Raw genomic sequence first — 24,983 nt, forward strand, 5'->3', positions numbered from 1 at the left:
AATATCATTTTGACAGTTATTTTCTGGTCATACTATCTGTCCGACATGCTTATCGCTTCAACTGCAACACTGCCGCCTCTTACAACTTCTATCCTGTTAGGGAAGCTCTCCTTGAACAGCTTTATGGCATTGTCGTTCTTTGCATCCGTCTGGACACACTCTACAAGCACAGATTTCTTATTATAATCTGTTATCTTATAGCCAAATGCATTTGCAATTCGGAACACCTCGTCCTTATCTTCATTTGAGCAGCTATTGACCTTGACATATAAGATCTCGTTGTTGTGGATTGCAATATCTGTGTAGTCGACGACCTTGATAACCTCAACACTTCTATTGAGCTGCTTTTTCACCTGCTCAAATGTCCTGTCATCACTGGTGAAACCGATGGTCATTCTGGATATTGTCTCATCCTCGGTTACTCCAACGGTTATAGTATCTATATTGTATGATTTGCTTGAAAACAAACCTGAAATTCTTGCAAGTACACCTACCTCATTCTCTACGAACAGGCATATCCATCTCTTCTTTACGCTCATTCTATATACTCCTTTCATCTGGATAATATACAAATCTATATATGTACATTCTATTACCAATATAAAATCAATTTATCAATATCAGCAGTCAAGTATCATGTCATTCAGTGACTTTCCACCCGGAACCATAGGAAATACGTTGGCCGTAGGATCGATGAAGAATTCTATAACTGTAGGTCCGTTTGTATTTGCCCTGGCAGCCTCAAATGCCGGCCTGATTTCCTCAGGCTTTGTAACTCTGATGCCCTTTGCATCATAGCTCTCTGCCAGTTTTACAAAGTCAGGAGAATACTTTGGACAGCATTTATCCGGATTCTGACAGTCTCTGTTGCATCTTCTTCTGTATCTGAGACATGTACTGCTGTATCTCTTATTGAAGAACAGCTCCTGCCACTGGCGTACATTGCCGAGATAGCCGTTGTTCAGTATACAGAGGGTAACAGGAAGCTCAAGCGCAACAGCTGTAGCCATCTCCTGAATGTTCATCTGGACTCCGCCGTCTCCGGATATACAGATAACATCTTTATCCATGTTGCCAAGCTTTGCGCCTATGGCAGCAGGAAATCCATAACCCATGGTTCCAAGACCTCCAGAAGTTAAGAGCTGTTTGTTCTCGTCTATATCAATGTACTGCGTTGTCCAGAGCTGATTCTGTCCAACATCAGTTGTAACGATGAGATTGCTGTACATATCGTTTATGGTTCTGATGATAGCCTCAGGGGTCACACCATCATATCTGTTCATGTTGATAGGATACTCAGCCTTGACATTCATAATGTCATCCACCCAGCCTTTGATATCAAGAGGTTCTGCATATTCAAGCATCTTGGATATGGCAACCTTGGCATCAGCAACGATAGGTATATCTACCTTTATATTTCTTGATATGGACGCTGCATCTATATCAACATGTATGATCTTGGCATTCTTGGCAAATGTATCTATAGTACCTGTTATTCGGTCGTTAAATCTACATCCGATGGAGAAAAGTACATCGCTCTCCATGATAGCCTTGTTGGATGCCATGTTACCATGCATACCGATGTTACCGACATAGAGTGGATGGTCAGTAGGAATAGCACCCTTACCCATAATTGTAGTAACTACAGGTATACCGGTCTTCTCTGCAAGCTCCTGCATTTCTTTTCTCGCATGTGCGATATTGACTCCGCCGCCGCAGAGGAACACAGGCTTTTTTGCATTCTTAAGCTCCGCAAGGGCTCGCTTGATCTGTCCAACATGTACACCCTCTGAAGGCTTGTAACCTCTGATATTTACTTCTGTAGGATACTCGTCACTTCCCATGGCAAGCTGTATATCCTTAGGAATATCAACAACTACAGGACCTGGCTTTCCGGTTCTTGCTATGTAAAAAGCATTTTTAATGATCCTTGCAAGATCTTCTCTCTTTCTTACTGTGACTGCATACTTACATATGCTTCTTGTGATTCCAACTATATCAACCTCCTGAAAAGCATCATTTCCAATAAGATTCATTGGAACCTGTCCTGTAAAACATACCAGTGGCACGCTGTCGTAGTTGGCTGTGGCAATTCCCGTTACGAGGTTTGTCGCACCCGGACCACTTGTTACCAGACACACTCCAACTCTTCCTGTTGAACGTGCATATCCATCTGCTGCGTGGACAAGCGCCTGCTCGTGTCTTGGAAGTATCATATCGATACCTTCTGCATCATACAACGCATCAAACAGGTCTATCGCCGTTCCACCAGGGTATGCGAACAGAGTGTCTACCCCCTCTTCCTGCAACGCTTTTACAAACATCTTTGCTCCATTGATCTCCATATCTTATACCTCCTGTAAAGTTCATGATAATCTAAACTTACGCCTCGGGATGTATATATGCACCCCATGCATAGAAAAAGCCCTAAGCGCAACTGTTTTACGCTTAGGGCGAATATGTTCATATCCGTGGTACCACCTAAATTCAGACAAATGTCTGCACTTATCAGATACTATAATAAATTATCACTGTAATCATTATTAATATCTTATTCCTGTAACGGGGAAAACCGTTGAAACCTACTCGACAACAGCCGACAAATATGTATGCTGCAATCTTTCAATCCACTGCTCGAAGGCTACCTTCCACACATTCCTGATGAAGACTCTCACCACCGTCTTCTCTCTGTTGATCGGGGGGATGCATGTACTCCTCCTCGTCATAGCATTTGACTATTTCCCGGTCGTTTTACGACCCTTAGATGTGATTATTTTATCATTAACATGAAGATGTGTCAACGATTCTTTTACTTGCCCGCCAGCAGTTCAAACCAGAACACATCATAACCTGCCGCAGCGGCAACTCTCTGGGAGGCTATATGTGACATTCCTGTGCCATAATATGGTATTTTGCCACACCTGAGTATATCCTTGGTCAGTTCAGATACAAGCGATGTACCCACATGCCTTCCCTCAGCATCTTGAACAACATTTATACCAATCTGCCAGAAGTCGTCACTGTCAGCGCTTGCGCCAGCCATACCAATGATCTCACCATCTGATACAGCAGCCACAGCTAGCACATCAGGAGTGTTATCATCAAAACAGAAAGCTTCATCCCATCTGTCATCTCCTTTGAATTGCAGGATCTCATCCCCCGTATATCTGACAAGGTTAAAATCTTCTTTTATCATCGAATCAACGGTTTTATCTGTATTATCTTTTCTCGCTGCCTGTTCGCTCAGTTTCGTCGGAAGGTAAAATGGGTGGGCAGATTTCAATTTGCATCCGCATCTGGAAAGAATACTGTCAAGCTCACGAAATTTCTCTATATCCATGAACCATTTGCCAGATGCATTCTCATAGCGTTTTCTGCATTCTTCTACAATCTCTCTCCTACCGGTAAATAGCAGCTTGCCATTTACCACAGCTATTTTGAGTGGGCACTTTTCCTGTCCTTTGAACCGTCTTTGTCCTTCTATCTGTCTGTATTCAGAAAATATATTGTCACTGGAATATATATCAGCCGCATCACAGCAGTAATCCCTGGCCAGCTGATCATACAGTGAATTCTTCATCTTTCCACACAGCCAATGTTTTCTCGTCATAATATTCGTATGTCCTATCCGGATTTCATTCAAAAGAGGCACATCCACTTCATCACAGGTATGATGAAACACAAATCCAAGCTTTTCCTGTACTATGCAGGACTTGGAATTGCCATCGTAGTAACCGCACCATATTGTTCTCATGCCCAGATCAAGAAATCCATGTTCTATGAGTCTCCTGGCCGCCTCCGGTGCGTATTCGTTGCCCCAGTGAGGCTTTCCTATCCAGTATCCGAGTTCACATTCGTCATCGCGGTCTGTCATATCTGTCCTTCCATTTAACAGTAATTCGATGGCACCGACAACCAGGCCGCTGTCCTTCAGACACACAGCATAACACTCCGGCCCATTAAATACATTCCGTATCACATCAAGGCTGTACTCCCTGCTCTCATGCACTGGCCAGCCAGCTATAGGTCCCACATCAGGGTCACTTGCATATTCAAATAATATATCTGCGTCACTCTCCTGCCAGTGACGTAATATTAACCTATTAGTTTCTAAAATCAAATCATATATCCCCTTTCATATAAGACTTTCTTTTTCTGATACGTCTATTCTAAATTATATATGCCACTGAATGTCGCACCCACTGTTTAGCTAATTCAGCCTTTTTACCTCAGTCTGTGCTTTCCCAGTTTTTCACTATCCTCAGATATTTGCCGAGATTGATAAAAGATCTAACGATCTCGTCCACTATGACTGCAAGAAAGACACCTGCTATTCCAAGCTTAAGGACAAACACAAACAAAAGCGCCACAGAAACCACCCACACCGTACCAAACAGCTGTGTTATGAGCATCCATATCGTATTGCCACTGCCCCTGATCGCATTGCCAACCACTATATTTGCTGATTTGGCAAACAGATTGATACTGATAAAGATCAGATATATCCCACACGATGCAATTATACTCTTGTCGTTGGTGAAAAGTGATATGATCTGCTGTGGAAACGCAAGACAGACACCGAGTGTGATGATTCCAACTACTATACACAAGCCATACGCACAGACACATACACCCTTGTATTTACTCAGATCATTGTTTCCTTTTGCCTCACCGGTTAGCGTCATTGTACCGTTTCCTATCGCTCCAATGATGACAACCGCCAGGACCTCGACACTGAATATGATGGAATAAATTCCGGCAGCCATCTCATTTATGGCGTTGAGAATCCTTATAAGCAGCAGATTACCAAGATTCCATGCAAAATCCTCAAGAGCTGTGTTCACTCCCAGCTTTGCCGACAAAAGATACGGCTTTATATGTGCCTTTACTACCCATTTCATAGATGGTTTAGTGTTAAGTTTCTTGCTTGATACCACGAATATCACTGCAAATATAAGTCCAGAGTACTCCGCTATTGTCGTCGCTATGGCTGCCCCCTTTATCCCCATGGCTGGGAACCCAAATCTTCCAAATATCATAACCCAGTCAAGGAGTATATTCACACCAGATCTTAATATTCCATATACGACAAGTGGTTTGGTATAGTTTGATGTCTGGAGTATAACGCTGAATGCACCGCCCAGTCCTGTTATCAAAAATACGGGCGCATAATACCTGGAATAATCAAGACACATCGGCATCAGGCCGTCTGACACACCCATGAGTCTGAATACAAATTCAGCGCAGAATGTCCAGAAGAAAAATAACAGTATCGGTATGATATTATTGTATTTCACCATGGCACCGGAGTATTCCTCTATGTGTTCGGTATCTCCTGCACCAACGCTCTGACTTATCAGTATAGACGCTCCTGTCACGATGGAGAAACAGAACGACATGGTGGTCCACATCGGTGAAGTCACATTGCCAAGTGCGCTCATGTACATGCTGTTTACGTGTCCTAAAAATATTCTGTCTATAAGCATCTGAAGCTGTGATATCAGATTGCTCAGCATGATCGGAACCGCGATATTTAACAGTCCCGGAAGGTATTTTTTGTTAGTCTTTATTAAAGTGTTTTTCATTGCAGTATTTCTCTTTCTTTTATCAATATTTTGTAGGTTCAAATGTCATGATGTTTATTGCCGATTTTGTGTTCATACTCACAAAAAACAAATATGATACATTATATCAATACTTAACATATCTTGCATCAAACTTATAGTATTATATAAAAGTTCTATAAAATCAACTCCCCAATATAATATATAGATACCACAAAAAGAGGTAAATATATGTGTTCCATCGCAGGATTCTATAATTCCAACAGGGATTTCAATACCGAACATGAACGATACTCATACATATTGAACGACATGAATAAGGCACTTGCTCACAGAGGTCCGGATGCACAAAATACAGTGCTGTCATCGCACTGTGGAATGGCACACACAAGACTTTCCATACGTGACGTAGCAAGAGGCGAACAGCCTATGAAAAAGGTCATCGGCGAAAATACTATATACATAGTGTACAACGGCGAGATCTACAACACAAAGGAACTGAAATCGGAGCTGCTCGCCCTTGGATATACATTTGATACAACTTCGGACACAGAGGTTATTCTCAACTGTTTTCTTCACTTCGGTCCCGATTTTGTTCACAGGCTGAACGGAATATTTGCATTTGCGATATATGACGAACATATCCAGACCATATATCTGTACAGGGATCACTTCGGTGTGAAGCCGCTGTACTACTCAGTAACTGATGACGGAACACTTGTCTTCGCCTCAGAGATCAAAGGCCTGCTCTACTATCCAGGTATAAGGCCTGTCATTGATGCACGGGGACTATGTGAGGTGTTCGGAATCGGGCCGTCCAAGACTCCAGGCTGTGGAGTATTTCAGAATATAGACGAAGTAAAGCCGGGACATTTCATGAAATTCTCACCCTACGGAATGACAGACTTCACATATTACCGCATAACCAGCAATCCTCACACTGACAGCTATGAAGACACTGTGGAAAAAGTCCGTTATCTTGTCAAGGACAGTATAGAGAGACAGATCGTATCGGATGTGCCTGTATGTACATTTCTCTCGGGGGGCATCGACTCATCAATCGTCAGCAGCGTATGCGCCGCAAAACTTAAGGAGCAGGGAAAGCAGCTTCACACATTCTCATTTGACTTCAAGGACAACTCCATATATTTCAAGTCAAATGCATTCCAGCCAGAGCAGGATCGACCATATGTAGATATGATGGTAGCCCACATAGGTTCAGACCACACATATCTGACTTGCAATTATAGTGATCTTGCAGACTATCTGTATACTTCCGTGGAATCAAGGGATATGCCGACTATGGCGGATGTGGATTCTTCCCTTCTCTACTTCTGCTCACTTGTGGCAAAGGAATACAAAGTAGTATTGACCGGAGAATGTGCAGATGAGATATTCGGAGGCTACCCATGGTTCTACAGGGATGAACTGCTGTCTTCAGACACATTTCCATGGATGAAGGATCTGTCGCCAAGGCTCTCAGTACTGTCGCCGGACATCAGAGATAGTCTTGATATACCGGGATATGTGTCATCACTATACAATTCTCTCCTGTCCGAGATCAATCTTCTCCCGGGGGAATCCGACACAGAAAAGCGTCGCAGGCAGATATCTTATCTGAATATCAGGATGTTCATGCAGACATTGCTTGACCGAATGGACAGAACAAGCATGGCAAGCGGACTTGAGGCGAGAGTTCCATTTGCAGATCCACGAATACTTGATTATGTGTTCAATGTTCCATGGGAGTACAAATATTCCGAAGGCTGTGAGAAAAAGCTTCTCAGGGAAGCCATGAAGGATTATGTACCGCACGAGATCATGTACAGAAAGAAAAGCCCTTATCCAAAGTCATATGACCCTCATTATGAGCAGGAGCTTGCAAAGAGGCTTCTCTGTGTGCTAAACGATCCGGAAAGTCCTCTTCTGCCTCTCATCGACAGAGAATATGTGAAAAGTTTCATAAATGCGCCAAAGGATTACGGCAGACCTTGGTTCGGTCAGCTCATGGCAGGACCTCAGATGATGGCATATCTTCTCCAGATTGATCACTGGTTGAGAAAATATGCCATTGTCCTTGACATATAAAAAGACTTCCAGCCTTCTGTATACATGTGGCGTATCGAAAATGGCGAATACGCTGCATGTACAAGAGGTCTGAAAGTCTTGTTTTTGCAGGCAATTTATATATTTGTTATCTATAGATTGCTTTCGCAGAAGGACTGCCCTTCTTTATAAGCTGCTTGTATGAAGCTGCTTTACTCTTTGGCAGAACAAATGTAACCTTGCTGTATGTTCCACTGAAGGCTTTCGTTCCAACACTCTTAAGCTTAGCTGACTTTATCGTCATCTTCTTAAGGTTTTTGCATGATAAAAATGCGTTTGCCCCTATGCTTGTCACATTGTTGCCGATAGTGACATTCTTAAGAGCAGTGTATCTGCTGAATGCATTTGCGCTTACAGATGTTATCTTAAACCTTACATCTCCTACAACGACAGTATCTGCGATGGTCAGTGATGCAAATCTTTTATCTGACCTTGAGTACGTTGTTCCGGCAATTGCAACTGTGCCAGTGCCGTCTGCCTTTGCTCCGGTTATTCTGTACCTGAACTTCCCAACTGTATATGTCTTTCCCTTGGCAGCCTTTACTATGGTAAATGTCTTTGTTATCTTTCCTGAATATGCATTCTTACCACATATGGTCACGCTTGCCTTGCCAACCGCTTTGTTCTTGCTGTAGGTTACAGTGTAATCCTTGTTCAGTCTAAGTGTCTTTGCACCAGCCTTGACAACAAGAGACTTCTGGGTATGTACCTTTCCGTTGTAGATCTTGTTCTCTATTCCGGAAACAGTGATCTTGCTTGTCTTCTTGCTTATATCTGTTGTTGCAAGTTTGGCAATACTTGCTGTTTTCGCAGTCTTGCACACGGTACATGTGAATGTCTTCACACCTGTCGCCGTGTATGTAGGTTTCCTTGTCACCCTACCAGAATTCCACTTATGTCCAAGTTCCTTTACATATACACCTGTGCTCATGACATCACCGCAGATTGAACACTCTGTATGTCCAGTTCCTGCCTTTGTGCAGGTCGGAGCCTTCTCTCCTTTTAGTGTATACTTTACAGTCTCACCTTCTGAACATGCCGCTCTGTAGATGGTTATCTTCAGCTCTGTGCTGTCATAATTTTCCTTGTCATCGCCAACGTATACAGCGGTTGCCTCCACTAATCCGCCTGCCTTTATCGCAGTCGATGTATCAGCATCAAGCCATGTCCAGTCTCCCGGAAGTGCAATACTTCCAACGGTCTTATGTGTATTATCTACACTTAACAGCAGATTCGGCATTGCAGCCTTGCTCACATTTACCGTGATCTCAATTTCTGCTGTGTTGTAATTCACACTGTCAGCCGGCGTAAATACAACGGTATACAGCGTCTTGTCACTGTCAGATACAAACGGCTTTATGGAATCATCCTTCCATGCAAATGTTCCCGGTATCTCAACCTGATCAATACCCTCAAAGGACACTCTTCCTCCAGATATAACAGCTTTTGCAAGATTGTCACCGTATGTTATTCCGCTTGCCGCTGGTAATTCAACTACTTCTACATCGGCCTTTGATACATTCAACTGAATAGTTCCCCTGACTGAATTGTAATGTTTCTGGTCATCTGGGGTAAATATGACATCATAGTCTGTAACGTCCACCGATGGTACTACAGAATCATCAGCCCAGCTCCATGTTCCGGTTATGTTTTCTCCTGAAACTCCGATTACGGCTCCGCCCGAAATGCTTGCTTCATTTAAGGTTTTGTGTGGATCGTAACTTATCGGATCTGCCACCGGAAGTTCACTTATAACCGGATCAGCTTTAACTATATCGAATTCAGCCTTGCAGTTTATATCGTAATTTCCGCCCGTGGCATCCGTGATGGTTATCGTCGCTGTTCCAACTTCTGTGTTATCACTGTAAGATACTTCATATTCGCTTGAAGGAATGACTGTCTCACCGTCCATAAGAGCAAACTCAGGCTCTACCTTCTGTCCTGTGTATGTGTACTCAGGCTTAAGTCCGTCAAATGTTGGACTGCTGATCTTCTTTGGCTCAATGGTAAATGTCACGTTCTTTGTTCCTGAGTAAGCACCGATTCCTGTTACAATCGCAGTCGCTGTGCCAGCGTTGATATTGTCGGAATACGTTACATTATAATCTGAGCCTTCTTTTAGCTGTACAGAAAACATATTGTCCCAATTATAATATACCTTTACAGATGGTTTTAACTCACTTCCGGAGTAGATGATGTTTTTATTTTCATCTAACTCTGCATATACTTTATCGTTCAGCAATGCTCCAATTCTAAGCTTATTATCTTCTATACTTGTTGACAGATCAATTATAGAATCATCTGATGATGCGTTGAACCAATCTGACTTTAACGCAATGCCATCACCTGCTACAGCATATGCAGCACCTTGTTGTACACCTATTCCATCCAGAACAATCGGAATAACATTATGAGGCTCTGCATTTATAATTATTTTTTCTCCGTATATTCCATACAAATATATTCCGTCATTGATTTTTATATCACTGTTGTTAAAGTATAATTTTATTGTTTCATCAGCTAGAATTATCTTGTTTATATCTCCACCATTTAGTATCAATTGACCCATAGCATGTATCGTTCCCGAAATTTTTACATTACCAATTGTTACTGTTGAATCTTTTTTTATATCTAAATGACCTTTTACGTCTCCTCCCGTCTTAGAATCAATTATCGTTATTTTTCCGTTTTTTACATCAATATCATCTGTCTTATGTCCATTTATGTCTATAGTAAAATCAGAATCGGGATTGTTTATATCAAGAGCTGTATTTGTATCTTCCATAACGGTGACAACACTGTCCGGCATGTTTTCGGCATAACTTATTGCTTCTGGCAGTGAAACACAGGATATAGTCTCATCACCTTTTGTGACTGTCGCTGCAAGTTTCTCACCGCAGTATCTGCATATGCCATCCTCGAAGTTATGTTTGCCAAATACATCCTTTTTCTCATTGCTGTATGACACCGAGGCAATTTCAGATGAATCGTTACAGCCCATATAAGTTATGCTCTTATATACCTTCGGACCATGTAATACAGGATAGGTGTCTGTTCCGATGGTCTGTCCCCAGATTTCTTCTGACTGACCGTTCTGCAGGAGATACGCAACTTCACCTGTTTTGAATTGCTCTATCGTTTTACCTTCAACCTTTTCAGTGGTTCCGTCATTCGCGCCTATCGCATTTCCAGTATAAATAGCGCTGTCATAATAACAGTTTGTGATGGTTGCATTGGATTCATTACGTCCGATCACACCTCCTACATAACGTTCTTTACCACTGACACTACTGGTATTATAACAGTTTGTGATAGTTCCTTGATTCCGTCCGTTCACGCCTCCTACATATCCACTACCACTAACACTACTACCGGTATTATAACAGTTTGTGATGGTTCCTCCGTCATTATATCCGCTCACGCCTCCTACATAACGTTCTGTACCACTGACGCTACCGGCATTATAACTATTTGTGATGGTTCCTCCGTCATTATATCCGTTCACACCTCCCACATTACCTTCGCTACCACTGACGCTACCGATATTATAGCAGTCTGTGATGCTTCCGGTATAATTAATTCCGCTCACGCCTCCTACATATTCTAAGCCACTGACGCTGCCGGCATTATAACTGTTTATGATAGTTCCTTTACTATTATATCCGCTCACGCCTCCTACAAAACCGCTACTACCACTGACGTTTCCGGTATTATAACAGTTTGTGATGCTTCCGGTATAATTATATCCACTCACGCCTCCTGCTGTTCCTATACCACTAACGCTGCCGGTATTATAACAGTTTGAGATAGTTCCGGTATAATTATTTCCACACACGCCTCCTACCTTGCTGGTACCATAGAAATAAGAATCCAAAATACCTGCATTGGCAATCTTACCATTGTTACGACCGAACAATCCTACATCATAACTATTCTCTTGATTGAAATACAATCCACTGATTGTGTGGTTTTGTCCATCAAATATACCAGTGTATGGACTTGCGCTAGTTGCAATCGGTGTCCATTCCTTAAATGTTCCCTCATTCAAGGTTCCATCCGACTTCAGAACATTTGCATTCACAACAATATCCGCTGTCAGGACTGCATTGGCTGATTTATTCTGCGCTACGCCTGAAAGTGTGCCATTTACAAGTCCGGCAAACCAGTAGAGCTGACCTGCATTACTGATCTCGTAAACCGCATCCTTTGTCCCGTCCTCATTAATATCATACTTGTCCGTAGTGAGCACCGCCGGCTGATATGCGTCGCAATCTGTACAAAATCCCTGCGAATTATAATTGTGTGCTTCCGTCTCTTTAGTCACATATCCGATCGGACAGTCTTTGCATGCTACTCCTTTTGTATGTTCTTTGTCATCTTGCCAAATGTATGTAATATCACCGTTTGTATTATGTTTGTGTTCAGCTCCATCTACCAGAATTGTGGCTCCATCTTCAACAATAAGCTTGTCCAGATTGGTGATGCTTGCACTACTCTCAAATTCTATGCTTTCTCCACTTGCAATCGTTAAATCTTCTTTTAAAGCGGCTTTACCATATACATATGTTTTCGTTACATCATCACCGGTCTCAATGTCGTTCCATTGCTTTGTGATGACAGAGTTGCTGAAGTCACAATCACTTAATACAGGTTCTTGACAGGCTAAAGCACGGCTAACCACGATCTGGCTTCCTGATACATTAATTTGTTGATTTGATCTAATTACCTCACCTTCGTATCGTTCTGTTGTTGCTTTCGCTTCAACATAACTGTCTACTATATTAATTTTATCACCACTAATTACGTTTGAATGATCCTCCTCATTTGCTACCACATGGCTATTTTCAATCGTTAAGCTGCCGCTACATTCAATTTGGGAAGTCTCCAGCGTTGCTCCTATAATTTTTATATTATTATTATTTGAGCCTAAGTCATCTGCACTGATTTTTCCACAACTTAGACTTTCATTCTGATTGTTACCATTTATTTCTAATGTAGGCACAATTCCGCTTTCTGTTAAAATACTTTGAATCACCATATCTGATCTCATAGTATTTGTTCCGGATAACATAATCGAAAGATCACCGTTCTGAATCGTAATGTTTCCAGAAATATACGCATTTTCCAGTACAAGCTGATTCCTCGTGATGTCATAGTACCAATTGGTTCCCTGATATATCGTGTCATCATTACCAGAAACTCCATCATCTTGAAATTCCCCATTATCAATAAGTCGTGTTGAGCCCATCAATAAATATTCGGGTATTTTTTCCGTTGTAGTCTCCTCTGCCTTAGCATTCATCACTCCCCAGCCGCTTACACCCATCACCGGCGCAGGCGATGTAACCACCGCTGCAGCAAGCGCAATTATAATTCCCTTCTTAAATATTAATCCCTTTCTCATATCATTCCTCCGCTTCTATTTAACTCTGTTATTTTATCCCTTTAGTTGCGTAATCAAGTATCATCTCCTTGATCATTATAAGCTCGTCCGTGTAATCCTTGTTGTCGTCCGATCCCCATATGAAGCCCTCCGCATAATGAGCGCAGGCCGTCATCATGGAGTGGACGGTGACACGCATGAATTCTGCTTCCGGTATGTCTGTCCGGATAGTTTTGTCCACCCTCGCTTTCTCGTACATCATGTGAAGTCTGGTATCCACCGAATACAGTGAGCTGTGAAAATCTACAAGCTGATCATTGTTCTTGCCCTCATGGGTTACATAGTAGTTGAAGTTATCGTTGTACTTCAGCAGCGCCTTGTGGTTCTGATACATGTCTATGTAACTGTCCATGGTAAATCTCAGTCTGTCTATGGCTGGTATGTCATGTACAGACGATATAGGTCTTCTCGCGTCCAGGCCATCCAGATATCTCTTCCACTGATCAGCACATACCGCTATGACCAGCTCAAGCTTACTTGGATAGTACCTGAACAATGTAGCCCTTCCCACGTCGGCAGCCCTTGCGATATCTCCCATACTCACCGCCTCTATCTTCTTGTCTACGAACAGTTCAAATGCAACGTCAAGGATCTTTCTATTGCGCTCGTCCATTTCCTCTTTCAGTTTTTCCGGATCTCTCATATATTACTTTTAACTCCAAAGTTATATTGTGATACTCCCTGTCTCACAATAAATATTTTACAGGACTATCTTATGTCAGTCAACAAAAATCCCAGAAGTCACATTTCGAATCACATTTCGATAGTAAGTAACTACTGGGATTTCGTATTATATTAAATTTTTATCAATCTGCCAAAATCAGCATTCTTTCCTCAATCAAATGATCGAAGTCTGATTTCATTTTTTCAGGTATATAAGATTCGTCACACATCTTTTTCATTTTATCCTTATTTTTAACTACCAAACTTATCATCTTCTCCGCTGATATCCGACTTAAACCACATACATCAGCAAATATAAGGAAATCTTTTCTTCTCACATTTCTCTTTTTCCCATTCATCGGTATCGCCAATTGCTCTGTATCCTCAGGCATGATAACATTTACCGGCAGCAGATCATAGGCTGGTGAGAGAACATAATCTCCGCTTCCCACCTCTGTTTCAATAAGCGAAAAATTCTTCAAATGCATATCGGAATTGCCAGTCACGAAAGAAAATACAATTCTCATATAGAATTCTGCCATATCCAGACCTACACGACTTGAATATTTTTCTATGATCTTTGCACATCGCTCGTATGAACCTTTATATTTGTCCTGTGTAAGACGATAGTCCAACTGACAGAAATCTTCCATTGCAAGCATTTCAACAGTTGTTTTCTCGAATATCCTATCCACTCTTTTAGTAATATATGCCATCTGCCCATTTCCTTTGATCAATGCATGCGGCACCGTTGAAATTCCTATCATATCAGCCATAGACATCACAAGCTGCTCCGCTTCAGGCATCGCTTTAAATTGATCAACCTGAGGTTTAAGTATATATCCTGTTGGGTAGTTTACCAATGTAAGTCTTGGATTACCTGGTTCAGAAAGCAGGTGTAACGACAGTTTCTTCTGTACACCCGGAACCGTATACCCCTTGTTTATACTTTCCTCTGCAAGAACTTTTAGTTTCTGATCATCTATATCTATGTCTGGCAGCTTAGTCGTCATAAAAAATCTCTTCACACAAGCTTTATGCCAGCCTGTTCCGTCGTCATTTTTCAAAGTTTTTCCACAGCACAAACAATTCATATGCGATCCTCCCTGACACTTACATTGCCTATCGCATCGCGGCATGCAACAAGCAGCAATCCAAACCTGTCCCTTACATCTATTTTCCAATTTCTACTGACCACATCAAGCAGCCAGCCCTCGGGGATGAGTCCATCAAAAAAAGAAAATAAAGTCTTGGATCGATACATGTCCTTCGACAATGGCATGGTAAGTGATACAGCACTGGCATTTTCTCTATCAAGATATTCTTCATCGTAAGAAAATGTATATCCCTCGTCGGTCTCACATAAAATTCCCGCAAATTCATTTCTTATATATACATAAGCCGTTCTAAAAGTATTATCCACCATCAATCATCCTTTCTCCCTGGAACCGCCTCCATGCCGAACATTGCAAGAGCTTCATTGACCTTGTCCATACGCACAGTTTCTTTCCCCTGTTCTAGTTCGCGGACAAATCTAAGCCCAAGTCCTGATCTTATTGCGAATTCTTCCTGTGTAAGACCCGCTTCTTTTCTGTTAGTCTTTATAAATTCAGCTATCTTATTCATCGTTATTACCTCTTATACGTGATTCTTCTTATACGCTATTCTCCTTACATATTACACCCGATAAGGTATAATTTCAATTGGATTTAATAGTTTTATACCATAACGGGTATAAAACATATGATACGAAACAAAATTACACCCGATAAGGTATAATAATCATTATTACTGATAACATTATACCCCATCGGGTGTACAAAACTATTTTATGAGCACAGGTTGTATCTGTCTTCCCTCAAGAGCCTCTTCTATGGTGGCTGGGATGAGATCAAGTCTGCTTATGAGTGAATTGGGTTTCTTCACACAGTTATCCTGTTCAAATGGAACAAAATAAATATTTTTCATATTCATGAGCTGACCGATGTTCTTGAAGTTCATGCCCATGGCATCATTTGTCGAAACCGATATGATGAGCGGCTTGTTGTTCCTCAGATGTGCCTTCGCAGCCATGAGAACCGATGTGTCTGTTATTCCATTTGTCAGCTTGGCGATGGTGTTTCCGGTACAAGGTGCTATGACCAGCGCATCAAGATAGGCCTTGGGACCTATAGGCTCAGCCTCCTGTATAGTGTAAATACCCTTTCGCCCTGCTATCGTCTCAACGTCATTTACGAATTTGTCAGCTTTTCCAAATCTTGTGTCGTACTCTGCGGAGTGAGGCGAGAATATCGGATACACATTTATTCCCATCTCAACCATTTTCTTTATTTCTATCTTAATCTTATCAAAGGTACAAAATGAACCGGTTATAGCCATACCTACATTGCACTTTGATAAATCCATGTTATATACACTCCTATTTATTAAGCGTCAGTTCATACAAATCCATTTCAGCGGTGAGCCGACACTGCCTCTATCACTGCATCGGCAAGAATCATCCCCGAGGTCTTTGGAGACAGCTTACCCGGGATTCCCAGGCTGTGTTTATAAGGAATATCATGTTCCTTGCAATAATCAAAATCCACCCCTCCCGGCATAGATGCTATATCTATTACAACCGCATGTCTGCTGAGCAGAGACAGGATATCTTCACATACAACTCTCGCAGGTACTGTATTGAAGCAAAAATCCACTTCTGACAGTATATGCTTATATATCGGAATATCCTCAAATGACATAACCTTGTAGCCTATGAGCGCCGCATCACTCCTCTGCTTTGGACGTCTTGCCATAACTATTACATCTGCTCCCCAGGATGCAAGCCTTTCGGCAAGAACCCTGGCACATTTGCCAAATCCCGTCACCAGACATACGCTTCCGTCTATATTAATATCAGACAGCTCCTCCGCATCGCAGACTGCCCCCTCCGCGGTTGCAACTGCATTTCTCTCGGCCACAACATCATCTGCAAGAAAATCAAATACATAAGGACTATTTTCGTTTGTATCAGACATATATTTGCCTATCCCGCCTCCAAACACAATGTCAAATTCCTTGCTGCATTCCAGAATGCTGTTCACGGTGAGAAGGGTTCTGCCGTTGACAAATTCACCATCCCTCGTAACAGGCACAGGAAGAATGATAGCTTTCAGCATTTCTACAGATGGAGACGCACATTCGCCCTCTATCAGTCTGCGAAAGCCCACTCCTGAAGCCCCCGAAATAATGGTGACCGGCGAATGTCTCAGCAGATCGGCATCATATGGATCGAAATGAAACACATTACTGCCTTTCTCCGCCAGACTGAGAGACATATAGCAGCATCTCCTGTCACCGCCTACCACGTAGTATACACAATCCATATCCATACCTCAGTGCACCGCCCTTATATTATTGATAATTTAGGATATGCCTGTGCCAGGCAAATGTTACATTGCAGCACGATATAAAACTTTTATTATCTCATCCTTAAATGTCACATCTGCTATCTCCTCGGACACAATAACATTCTCAACATCTATAAGTTCATCGTCCAGGTACACTTCAAGCGAACCGGCCACAGCGCCTTTATGCACAGGTGCCTTTAATGTATCCGCGACTTTGTATACATACTGTATACTACCTTCAGATGCTGTCACAGTCCTGTTCAGCCTGCATTTTGTCGCTGTGCTTCCATCTGCCGACGAGCCCGATGAATATGTTATCCTGATGTCAGGCGAAGCAGGCGCCTTAAGCTCCGTGTATATGGTGTGTTCCTGCGCAAATGCCACAAGTGCCCTGGAATCTTTCCATTTATAAGTCTTATTATTCGGCCATCCGCAGCCAAGGAGAGCCCATATATATGTATGTCCCTCAACCTCCGCAGCTCCTATATAGCAATATCCAGCATCGCAGGTAAAGCCGGTCTTTCCTGACAATGCGCATGGCATCATATCGAGAAATGCATTGTGATTAATGCATGCAAATGTTCTATTTCCGGTATTATCAGTGAATGTGTATGATTTTGTTCGGGTAATCTTCAGAAATTCATCCTTTTGGGGTGAAATAAGAATACAATACCTCATGATCCTGACAAGATCCTCCGCAGAGGTGCCATGGACGCCATTTTCGTCCTGGGCATCCAGACCATTTGGCGTGATAAAATATGTAGAATGGCAGCCTATCTCCTCAGCCTTTGCGTTCATCATCTCCGCAAAGTGCTGTACACTGCCACCGATATGTTCCGCTATGACTACAGCGGCGTCGTTGTAGCTCTCGAGCATCATGGCGTACAACATGTCTTCAAGTGTGTACTTCTCGCCGTCACGAACCCCAAGTCTGACCTCAGGCATCTTGGATGCATAGGATGAAGCTGTCACATCATCCGCCAGATTCCCGCACTCGATTGCAAGTATACATGTAAGTATCTTGGTCGTGCTGGCGTTGGGTCTGTGCTCATCACTACATTTGTCATATAGTATATCTCCAGTCTCCCCATCCAGCAGAATCGCATTTCTGGCAAATAGCTGTACATCCGCTGTATTGTCTTCCTCAGCATACGCTTTTATAAATATATTGTTACCAACGAGAAACTGTATTACCAGACTTGCTGCAGTCCAGGCTGCAACAAGCAACATAAACCGCCTTATGCGTGATCTTTTTCCTGTAGAAAACATATACATATACCGTCATATCCTCATAATATTGGTCATGATATTATATTACAGGAACATGTCTGTTATTCTTCGGATGTCGTATCTACACTGAGCGTGAAATCTGCTTCCTCCAGCGCTTCTTTCTTGAAGTCCTCTATCTTATCAGGGCTTATCATCGGAAGATCATTTGTCGATGACACTCCAAAGCATCTGAGGAATTCCTCTGTTGTTCCAAACATGATAGGTCGTCCAGGAGCATCAAGTCTTCCAACCTCCTGCACGAGATTGTACTCTATGAGCTTGTTTATGGCATGTACACATGAAACTCCTCTTATAGCCTCGATCTCGGGCCTTGTTATCGGCTGTTTGTATGCAATTATAGACAAAGTCTCAAGAACAACATCCGTGAGGGAAAGCTTCTTCGGTGTATTGACAACCTTGGCGAGAATTCCATAGTATTCGTTGCGCGTACAGAGCTGAAGCGAACCGTCAAGATCTATGATCCTGATACCCCTGTCGTTGTTGTTGTAATTATATATGATACCCTCAAGCTGCTTTGTAAGCTTCCTCTTGTCCATCTCAAGAGCTGAGGCAAGTCTGTCGATCGATACAGACTCACCCACTGAGAAAAGTATAGCCTCGATGGCGGATGTGAGATAATCGTCACTGTACTCCTTGTCCGTCCTGGCCTCCTCATTCTCTTCTGAAGGGGTATTTACTTCATCTATTTCCTCATTCTGTAAATCTTCGTTATTCATCGTTACCTCATCTCTATATAGTATCCAGAGAATCAATGATTATCTCTCCGAATATATCTTCCTGTCTGATCGCTATTGCGCCTATCTTCATAAGCTCAAGTATGGCAAGGAATGTGACTATGATATTCATCTTTGATGCCTGCATCTCAAGCAGTGTCCTGAAGTTTATGCCCTCCAGTCCTCTGACTTCTTCTCTTACCTCCGCCATCTTCTCCTCAAGGGAAATCTCCTCCCTCTCGATCTCTTTGAATTTGCTTCGTATCGGATCTACCTTGTCGACCTGCTTACGCATAACCGATTTGAATATCTCATTGAGCTTCTGGAGATCCACATCAGCCTTGGAGATCAACTCATAAGGATCGACCTCCTGCTTGACATTCTTCACCTCAGCCGGTATGGTCGCCTTCTTGAAAAATGCCTTGTTTCCCTCAATCTCCAGATCCTTCAGTTCACCGGCAGCATACTTGTACATCTTGTACTCAAGCAGTCGTCTGACGAGCTCTTCTCTAGGATCCTCTTCATCCTCAGGATCCTCCTCATCCTTCGGCAGGAGCATCTTGGACTTGATCTTGATCAGAGTCGCCGCCATGACCAGAAATTCGCTCATGACGTCAAGATCTTCTTCCTCCATATTGTTCACATATTCCAGATACTGCTCTGTGATAGTGACGATCGGAATATCGTATATATTGACTTTGTTTTTCTCTATCAAATGCAAAAGAAGATCCAGTGGGCCCTCAAATACATTAAGCTTTACATCTATCGCAGACATATGTACGTCTCCATCCTGAATTGATAACCACCATAATGTTCCATGCCCGGACAATCAAATGTCTAAGGCATCCACCAGAACACCTTAGACATTTTAACATAGCCTGCCATAAATATGCAATCTTATATTATTATGCACACCATTCCGCCATTTCCGTCATTTACGATCTTCTCCATGGTATTCTGAAGCTTCTGCTGACTCTCCGCACCTATCTTGCTGACTTTGTTGTTAAGTCCATCGTCAACGAGTTGTTCTATGGTCTTGCCAAATATATTAACTCCCCACATATCTCCATCATCGCTGTTGTCAGATATGTATGTGACAAGATCATCCGCCTGCTCCTTGCTTCCCACAAGCGGCATGATCTCGGTGGTGATATTCGCCTTGATCATATGTACCGATGGCGCGCTTGCCGATATCTTCACTCCAAATTTTCCTCCGGTCTTTATAACCTCAGGACTTCCGAGCTGGACATTCGACTTATCCGGCATAACGAGGCCATAACCTCCATTGTTCACCTGCTCAAGCGCTCCCATGACACTCACACAATACTTACGATTATCTGCCATGGATTTGAGCTCAGTGATAAAATCGTACTCGTTTGTTATATCTGCGCCCATCATATCTGACAGCATTGCGTAATAATAATTATCGTAGATATCGACGTCTATATTCACACATCCATCCGCCATATTTATGCTGGAACACTTATATCTCTTGACATATTCATTCTCAGGGTAGTCCATATGATCGATATCCCTCAGGCTGTCTGCAGCCGCCATTATCTGGACTGCATCACATATAACGCTGCTCTTGATCTCATTGTCATCATCGACAACCTCAAGCCATTTCGGTATCTCAAAATATATAGATGTGACAGGGAAGCTCATAAGAAGTTCTGTAAAAATATATGTAATATCCGATTCTCTGAGCTGCTCCACGTTTACCGGAATAACACTTGCACCATATGTATCGCTCATTTCTGCCGAGAGCGCGGCTGTCTGACTGCTGGATGGTTTGTCGGTGTTGAGAAGAATGACAAATGGCTTCCCAATGGCCTTCAGCTCATCAACAGTCTTCTGCTCAGCTTCAAGATAGCTCTCCCTCGGAAGCTCACCAAAGCTGCCATCCGTGGTCACAACAATCCCAACAGTTGAATGGTTATTTATAACCTTGTTTGTGCCTATCTCCGCCGCCTTGGAAAACGGAATGTCATAGTCAAACCACGGCGTTCTCACCATTCTCTCCTTGCCATCCTCAAACTGACCCTCGGCATCCTTGACGACATATCCCACGCAATCGATCATCTTTACCTTCATATCCAGATTGTCAGCAACATTGATTGATACAGCTTCCTTTGGTATAAATTTCGGCTCAGTCGTCATTATGGTCTTTCCTGATGCCGACTGCGGCAGTTCATCCTGTGCAAGCTGCCTGTCATTTTCCCCTGAAATGTTAGGAATAACCATCTGGTTCATAAATCTTTTTATAAATGTGGATTTTCCTGTTCTCACCGGTCCAACTACGCCGATGTATATTTCTCCGTTTGTTCTCGCCTTGATATCCTGATATACCTGATACTCCTCCATACATCCTCCTGACATGCTATTTATTTACATAATTATATTACTGTAAACACAATAGATCTACGGTCATTTTCTATATATAGCATATGAATGTAACTGCTGTTTTATGAACAAAAAAATCCCCCAGAATACCACCATATAAGGTGATATTCCCGGGGGACATGTCACAGCTTTGTATTACTTGCTGCTCTGATTATCTTTTCTCTTTTTAGATGCCACAATAACACCGCATCCGGCAAGACTTATTAAGAGCACAACTGCTATTGGTACAACAGGAGCTCTGTCACCAGTATCCGGCTTGTTCTTGTCCTCTGTTGTTATTTCAGTAGTCTCAGTTGTCTGTGTTGTCTCGGTTGTCTCTGTGGTTTCCGTAGTCTCGGTCGTTGTTGTCTTCTTATCAACCATTGTGATAGTAACAACAATATCCTCGCCAGCTGCAACCTTATCATCAGAAACTGTGAACAGTATATCATCAGCCTTGTCATAGCCCGAAGGAGCCTTAACCTCTATGAGTGCATAGATCTTGCCAATTACAAGTACATTGTTGACTTCATGCGCACTGCCATCTGTTACCCACTCATCAATGAGTTTTCCATCAGCATCCTCGAGTCGAAGTGTTGCGCCCTTTACAGGAACACCCTCCTCATCTACTTTCTCAAAGCTGTATTTTACTGAAGGTTCAAGCCATGTAATGTTTCCATTCTCATCAACTCTGGCTGTGACTTTACCTGTGTCAGTATTAAAACCACCGTCAAATGATTCAACTGTAATCTTTCCGTTCTCATCTTTCTTGAACTTGATTGATATTGGCTGTTCAGATACATAGTATCCATCCGGCGCCTGTATCTCTCTGATCGTATACTCTGTGCCGATCAAAATACCGTCAAACTTGAGAACTCCGTTGCTGTCTGTTGTAGCCTTAGCGACAAACTCTTCCTCACCATTCTCGTTCTCCTTGTAGAGTCCGTATACTGAATTTGGAAGCTTTATGCCATTGTTCTCCTCTGCAACCTTCTCTATCTTGAGATCTGTTCTAGGAAGATCATTTATCAGTGTGTTATCCTGAACACCATTTAACACTGCATAAGTGTCAATGTTTGCCTCTGTTACCTCTGCTGTGTAGACTGTGTTATCGATAATATAATCTCCGATAGTCTTACTCTCTTTTACAAGATACGTACCAATCTTAAGATCCTTGAATGTCACAACACCATTTACACTTGTTGCTGTCATTACAGGATTCTCACACTCTGTATCTGTACCCTCATAGAGCGCAAACTCTACACCATCAAGCATTTTTACATCATCAGGGTCTTCAGCACATGACTCCTTATAAAGTCCAGCCTTAGTGAACTTGACAGTGCCAAGCTTGTAGGTATCAACGAACTCTACATCGGCTGTATTTCCACCAATAAGTGTTATTCCGGATGCCTCTGTTCCTTCACCGTCTATTCCATCCACAGTATAGCTGACTGTTACCGCTGCTCCATCATATGCATATGATGTTTCCTCAACTGTATATGTACCATCCGGCACATTTACAAGAGTTATCTCATACTTGCCATTTCCAAGCTTTGCCACCTCAGAGTCTGTAAGCTTTATGATCTTACTGTAGCCTGCATTGTTTGTAACATTGAACGTTACATTTGCCGCTGCATCATCTGCTGTAATATCTCCATTTATGGTCTTGGTAAGTTTTATAACATTTGGCTTGTATGTGTTTGTTATGTCATATCCAGTAACAGATGCCTTGTATCCCGAAACAGCATTCTCTGATACAGAATACTTGATCATGGTTCCATTATCTCTGTACTTTGGTAAATCCGTAAAGCTGTAATTCCAGTCAGTATCTGCTGTAACCACGAGGCTCTTTATACCAATACCATCTGCAAGAAGCTTAACTGTTATCGAATCTGGTCTCTGACCATCGTGATCATCGTCATCAACCCACGTCTTAGTGCCTGATACATTGATCGTCTCAGGTGTGTGCTGATTGTCAACCACATATCCATCAGCTGCATTTCCTGTTATGACTGTTGTGTAACCATCTATAGTTGTAGTCTCCTCAACTGTGTAGTCGATGGTCTGTCCATTTTTCTTCTCGTCAAGAGCGTTCCATGTATGTATCCAGTTATTTGCCTCGCTGAGTGTTACCCCAGAGCCAGCTACAACCTGTCCATCAGCCAGAAGACGAACCATTACGCTAGGTGTTCTCTTGCCGTCCTGGTTATCGTTATCACTCCACTTCTTTGTAACTGATACACTTGTCTTTCCCGGTGTGTAACTGTTCGTGATATTATAACCTGTAACCACACCTGTATATTCTGGTACATCAACCTCAGATACAGAATACTTGATCTGAATTCCACCATCTCTATACTTTGGAAGATTTGTAAAACTATACTCCCAGTTTTCTGCCTCGGTTACCGTCTTTGTAGCATATACACTGCCATCTGCAAGAAGGTTTACCTTGATATTTCCAGGTCTCTTGCCGTCCTGATTGTCCGCATCATCCCATGTCTTGCTGCCGCTCACTGATGTCGTCTCTGGTGTATAGCTGTTCTTTATTGTGAATCCTGTCTCAGCATCGCCTGTGACTGTGGTTGTATATCCATCAATTGCGGTTATCTCTCTTACACTGTAGACGATATTCACACCACTCTTCTTGACATCAAGTCCTGCCCATGTATATGTCCAGTTGTTGTCAGCACTGAGAGTTGTTTCTGATCCAACAACAGGAGTTCCATCAGCAAGGAGTTCAACCTTTACTGAACTCTCTCTCTTGCCGTCCTGATTGTCGGCATCATCCCAAGCCTTTGTAACTGATACACTTGTCTTTCCTGGTGTGTAACTGTTCGTGATATCATATCCATTTACAAGTGTCTGATAATCCTCAACAGCATTTTCTGTGATACCGTATGTGATCTCGTTGCCACCTGCGTACTTTGGAAGATCTGTAAAGCTGTACTTCCAGCCGTTCGCAGCTGTAACTTCCTTATCAGCCACCTTCACTCCGTTTGCAAGAAGATTTACTGTGATCTTTCCTGGTCTCTTACCATCCTGATCATTTGCATCATTCCATATCTTCTTACCACTTATTGAAGTTGTCTCTGGTGTGTAACTGTTCTTGATGATATAACCGGTCTTCGCAGATCCTGTGATAACTGTTGCATATCCTTCAACCGATGTAATCTCTTCAACAGTATATTCAATAGGTGATCCACTCTTATTGATATCAAGATCACTCCATGTATGACTCCAGTTGTTGGCATCACTGAGATCCACCTCAGAATCTGCAACTACGTTTCCGTCGGCAAGAAGTCTTACTTTTATATTTCTAGCTCTCTTGCCATCCTGGTTATCAGCATCATCCCAGGTCTTTGTAACTGATACACTTGTCTTTCCTGGCGTATAACTGTTCGTGATATCATATCCGTTGACAAGTGTCTGATAG

General features: G+C 42.4%; 17 protein-coding genes and 1 other annotated feature. Of the genes, 1 reads left to right on the forward strand and 16 read right to left on the reverse strand.

The features are described from left to right. Positions 1–32 precede the first annotated feature (32 nt). From ilvN to ABUA34_RS02150, 4 genes are all read right to left on the reverse strand, one after another. Positions 33–539 carry an acetolactate synthase small subunit gene (gene ilvN / locus ABUA34_RS02135; RefSeq protein ID WP_022216434.1) on the reverse strand — a complete coding sequence of 169 codons (507 nt, stop codon included), beginning with the start codon at positions 537–539 and terminating at the stop codon, positions 33–35. A gap of 81 nt (positions 540–620) precedes the next feature. Then, positions 621–2,345 carry a biosynthetic-type acetolactate synthase large subunit gene (ilvB, locus tag ABUA34_RS02140; protein ID WP_022216433.1) on the reverse strand — a complete coding sequence of 575 codons (1,725 nt, stop codon included), beginning with the start codon at positions 2,343–2,345 and terminating at the stop codon, positions 621–623. Between the two features lie 101 nt (positions 2,346–2,446). After that, positions 2,447–2,735: a binding site (T-box leader), on the reverse strand. Between the two features lie 74 nt (positions 2,736–2,809). Then, positions 2,810–4,120 (reverse strand): GNAT family N-acetyltransferase, encoded by a 1,311-nt coding sequence (locus tag ABUA34_RS02145; RefSeq protein WP_349822778.1) that lies wholly within the window; start codon positions 4,118–4,120, stop codon positions 2,810–2,812. A gap of 109 nt (positions 4,121–4,229) precedes the next feature. Further along, a complete protein-coding gene (locus ABUA34_RS02150) occupies positions 4,230–5,585 on the reverse strand; it encodes an MATE family efflux transporter (RefSeq protein ID WP_349822779.1) in 1,356 nt (451 codons plus the stop codon). Positions 5,586–5,795: 210 nt separating this feature from the next. Here ABUA34_RS02150 and asnB point away from each other — a divergent pair, with 210 nt between their 5' ends. Then, positions 5,796–7,652 carry an asparagine synthase (glutamine-hydrolyzing) gene (gene asnB / locus ABUA34_RS02155; RefSeq protein ID WP_349822780.1) on the forward strand — a complete coding sequence of 619 codons (1,857 nt, stop codon included), beginning with the start codon at positions 5,796–5,798 and terminating at the stop codon, positions 7,650–7,652. Between the two features lie 106 nt (positions 7,653–7,758). Here asnB and ABUA34_RS02160 read toward each other — a convergent pair whose 3' ends face one another. From ABUA34_RS02160 to ABUA34_RS02215, 12 genes are all read right to left on the reverse strand, one after another. Beyond that, a complete protein-coding gene (locus ABUA34_RS02160) occupies positions 7,759–13,074 on the reverse strand; it encodes a GLUG motif-containing protein (RefSeq protein WP_349822781.1) in 5,316 nt (1,771 codons plus the stop codon). Positions 13,075–13,102: 28 nt separating this feature from the next. Beyond that, positions 13,103–13,756 carry a TetR/AcrR family transcriptional regulator gene (locus ABUA34_RS02165; protein ID WP_120123016.1) on the reverse strand — a complete coding sequence of 218 codons (654 nt, stop codon included), beginning with the start codon at positions 13,754–13,756 and terminating at the stop codon, positions 13,103–13,105. A 163-nt stretch (positions 13,757–13,919) separates the two neighbouring features. Continuing rightward, complete coding sequence (locus tag ABUA34_RS02170; RefSeq protein WP_117874208.1) at positions 13,920–14,870, reverse strand: HipA domain-containing protein; 951 nt, start codon at positions 14,868–14,870, stop codon at positions 13,920–13,922. Next, positions 14,867–15,202, reverse strand: coding sequence for a HipA N-terminal domain-containing protein (locus ABUA34_RS02175; RefSeq protein WP_022216427.1), 336 nt, complete (start codon positions 15,200–15,202; stop codon positions 14,867–14,869). The genes ABUA34_RS02170 and ABUA34_RS02175 overlap by 4 nt, the downstream gene beginning before the upstream one ends. Further along, positions 15,202–15,402 carry a type II toxin-antitoxin system Y4mF family antitoxin gene (locus tag ABUA34_RS02180; protein WP_015534972.1) on the reverse strand — a complete coding sequence of 67 codons (201 nt, stop codon included), beginning with the start codon at positions 15,400–15,402 and terminating at the stop codon, positions 15,202–15,204. The genes ABUA34_RS02175 and ABUA34_RS02180 overlap by 1 nt, the downstream gene beginning before the upstream one ends. Before the next feature lie 198 nt (positions 15,403–15,600). Next, entirely contained in the window at positions 15,601–16,182 is a 582-nt protein-coding gene (locus ABUA34_RS02185) for a dipicolinate synthase subunit B (RefSeq protein WP_015534973.1), read from the reverse strand. A 47-nt stretch (positions 16,183–16,229) separates the two neighbouring features. Next, positions 16,230–17,141 carry an NAD(P)-dependent oxidoreductase gene (locus tag ABUA34_RS02190; protein WP_349822782.1) on the reverse strand — a complete coding sequence of 304 codons (912 nt, stop codon included), beginning with the start codon at positions 17,139–17,141 and terminating at the stop codon, positions 16,230–16,232. 66 nt (positions 17,142–17,207) lie between these two features. After that, on the reverse strand, positions 17,208–18,395 hold the full coding sequence (locus ABUA34_RS02195; RefSeq protein WP_055144391.1) for a D-alanyl-D-alanine carboxypeptidase family protein: 1,188 nt from the start codon (positions 18,393–18,395) through the stop codon (positions 17,208–17,210). Positions 18,396–18,496: 101 nt separating this feature from the next. Beyond that, on the reverse strand, positions 18,497–19,171 hold the full coding sequence (scpB, locus tag ABUA34_RS02200; protein ID WP_173794515.1) for an SMC-Scp complex subunit ScpB: 675 nt from the start codon (positions 19,169–19,171) through the stop codon (positions 18,497–18,499). Between the two features lie 13 nt (positions 19,172–19,184). Beyond that, positions 19,185–19,943, reverse strand: coding sequence for a segregation and condensation protein A (locus tag ABUA34_RS02205; RefSeq protein WP_022216424.1), 759 nt, complete (start codon positions 19,941–19,943; stop codon positions 19,185–19,187). A 122-nt stretch (positions 19,944–20,065) separates the two neighbouring features. Then, complete coding sequence (spoIVA, locus tag ABUA34_RS02210) at positions 20,066–21,532, reverse strand: stage IV sporulation protein A (RefSeq protein ID WP_022216423.1); 1,467 nt, start codon at positions 21,530–21,532, stop codon at positions 20,066–20,068. 174 nt (positions 21,533–21,706) lie between these two features. Next, positions 21,707–24,983: Cna B-type domain-containing protein (locus ABUA34_RS02215; protein ID WP_349822783.1), on the reverse strand; the 3,277-nt coding region annotated here is incomplete at its 5' end.

It is taken from the genome of Coprococcus sp. RTP21428st1_C9_RTP21428_210409 (assembly GCF_040227395.1).
GTDB lineage: Bacteria > Bacillota > Clostridia > Lachnospirales > Lachnospiraceae > Coprococcus > Coprococcus aceti.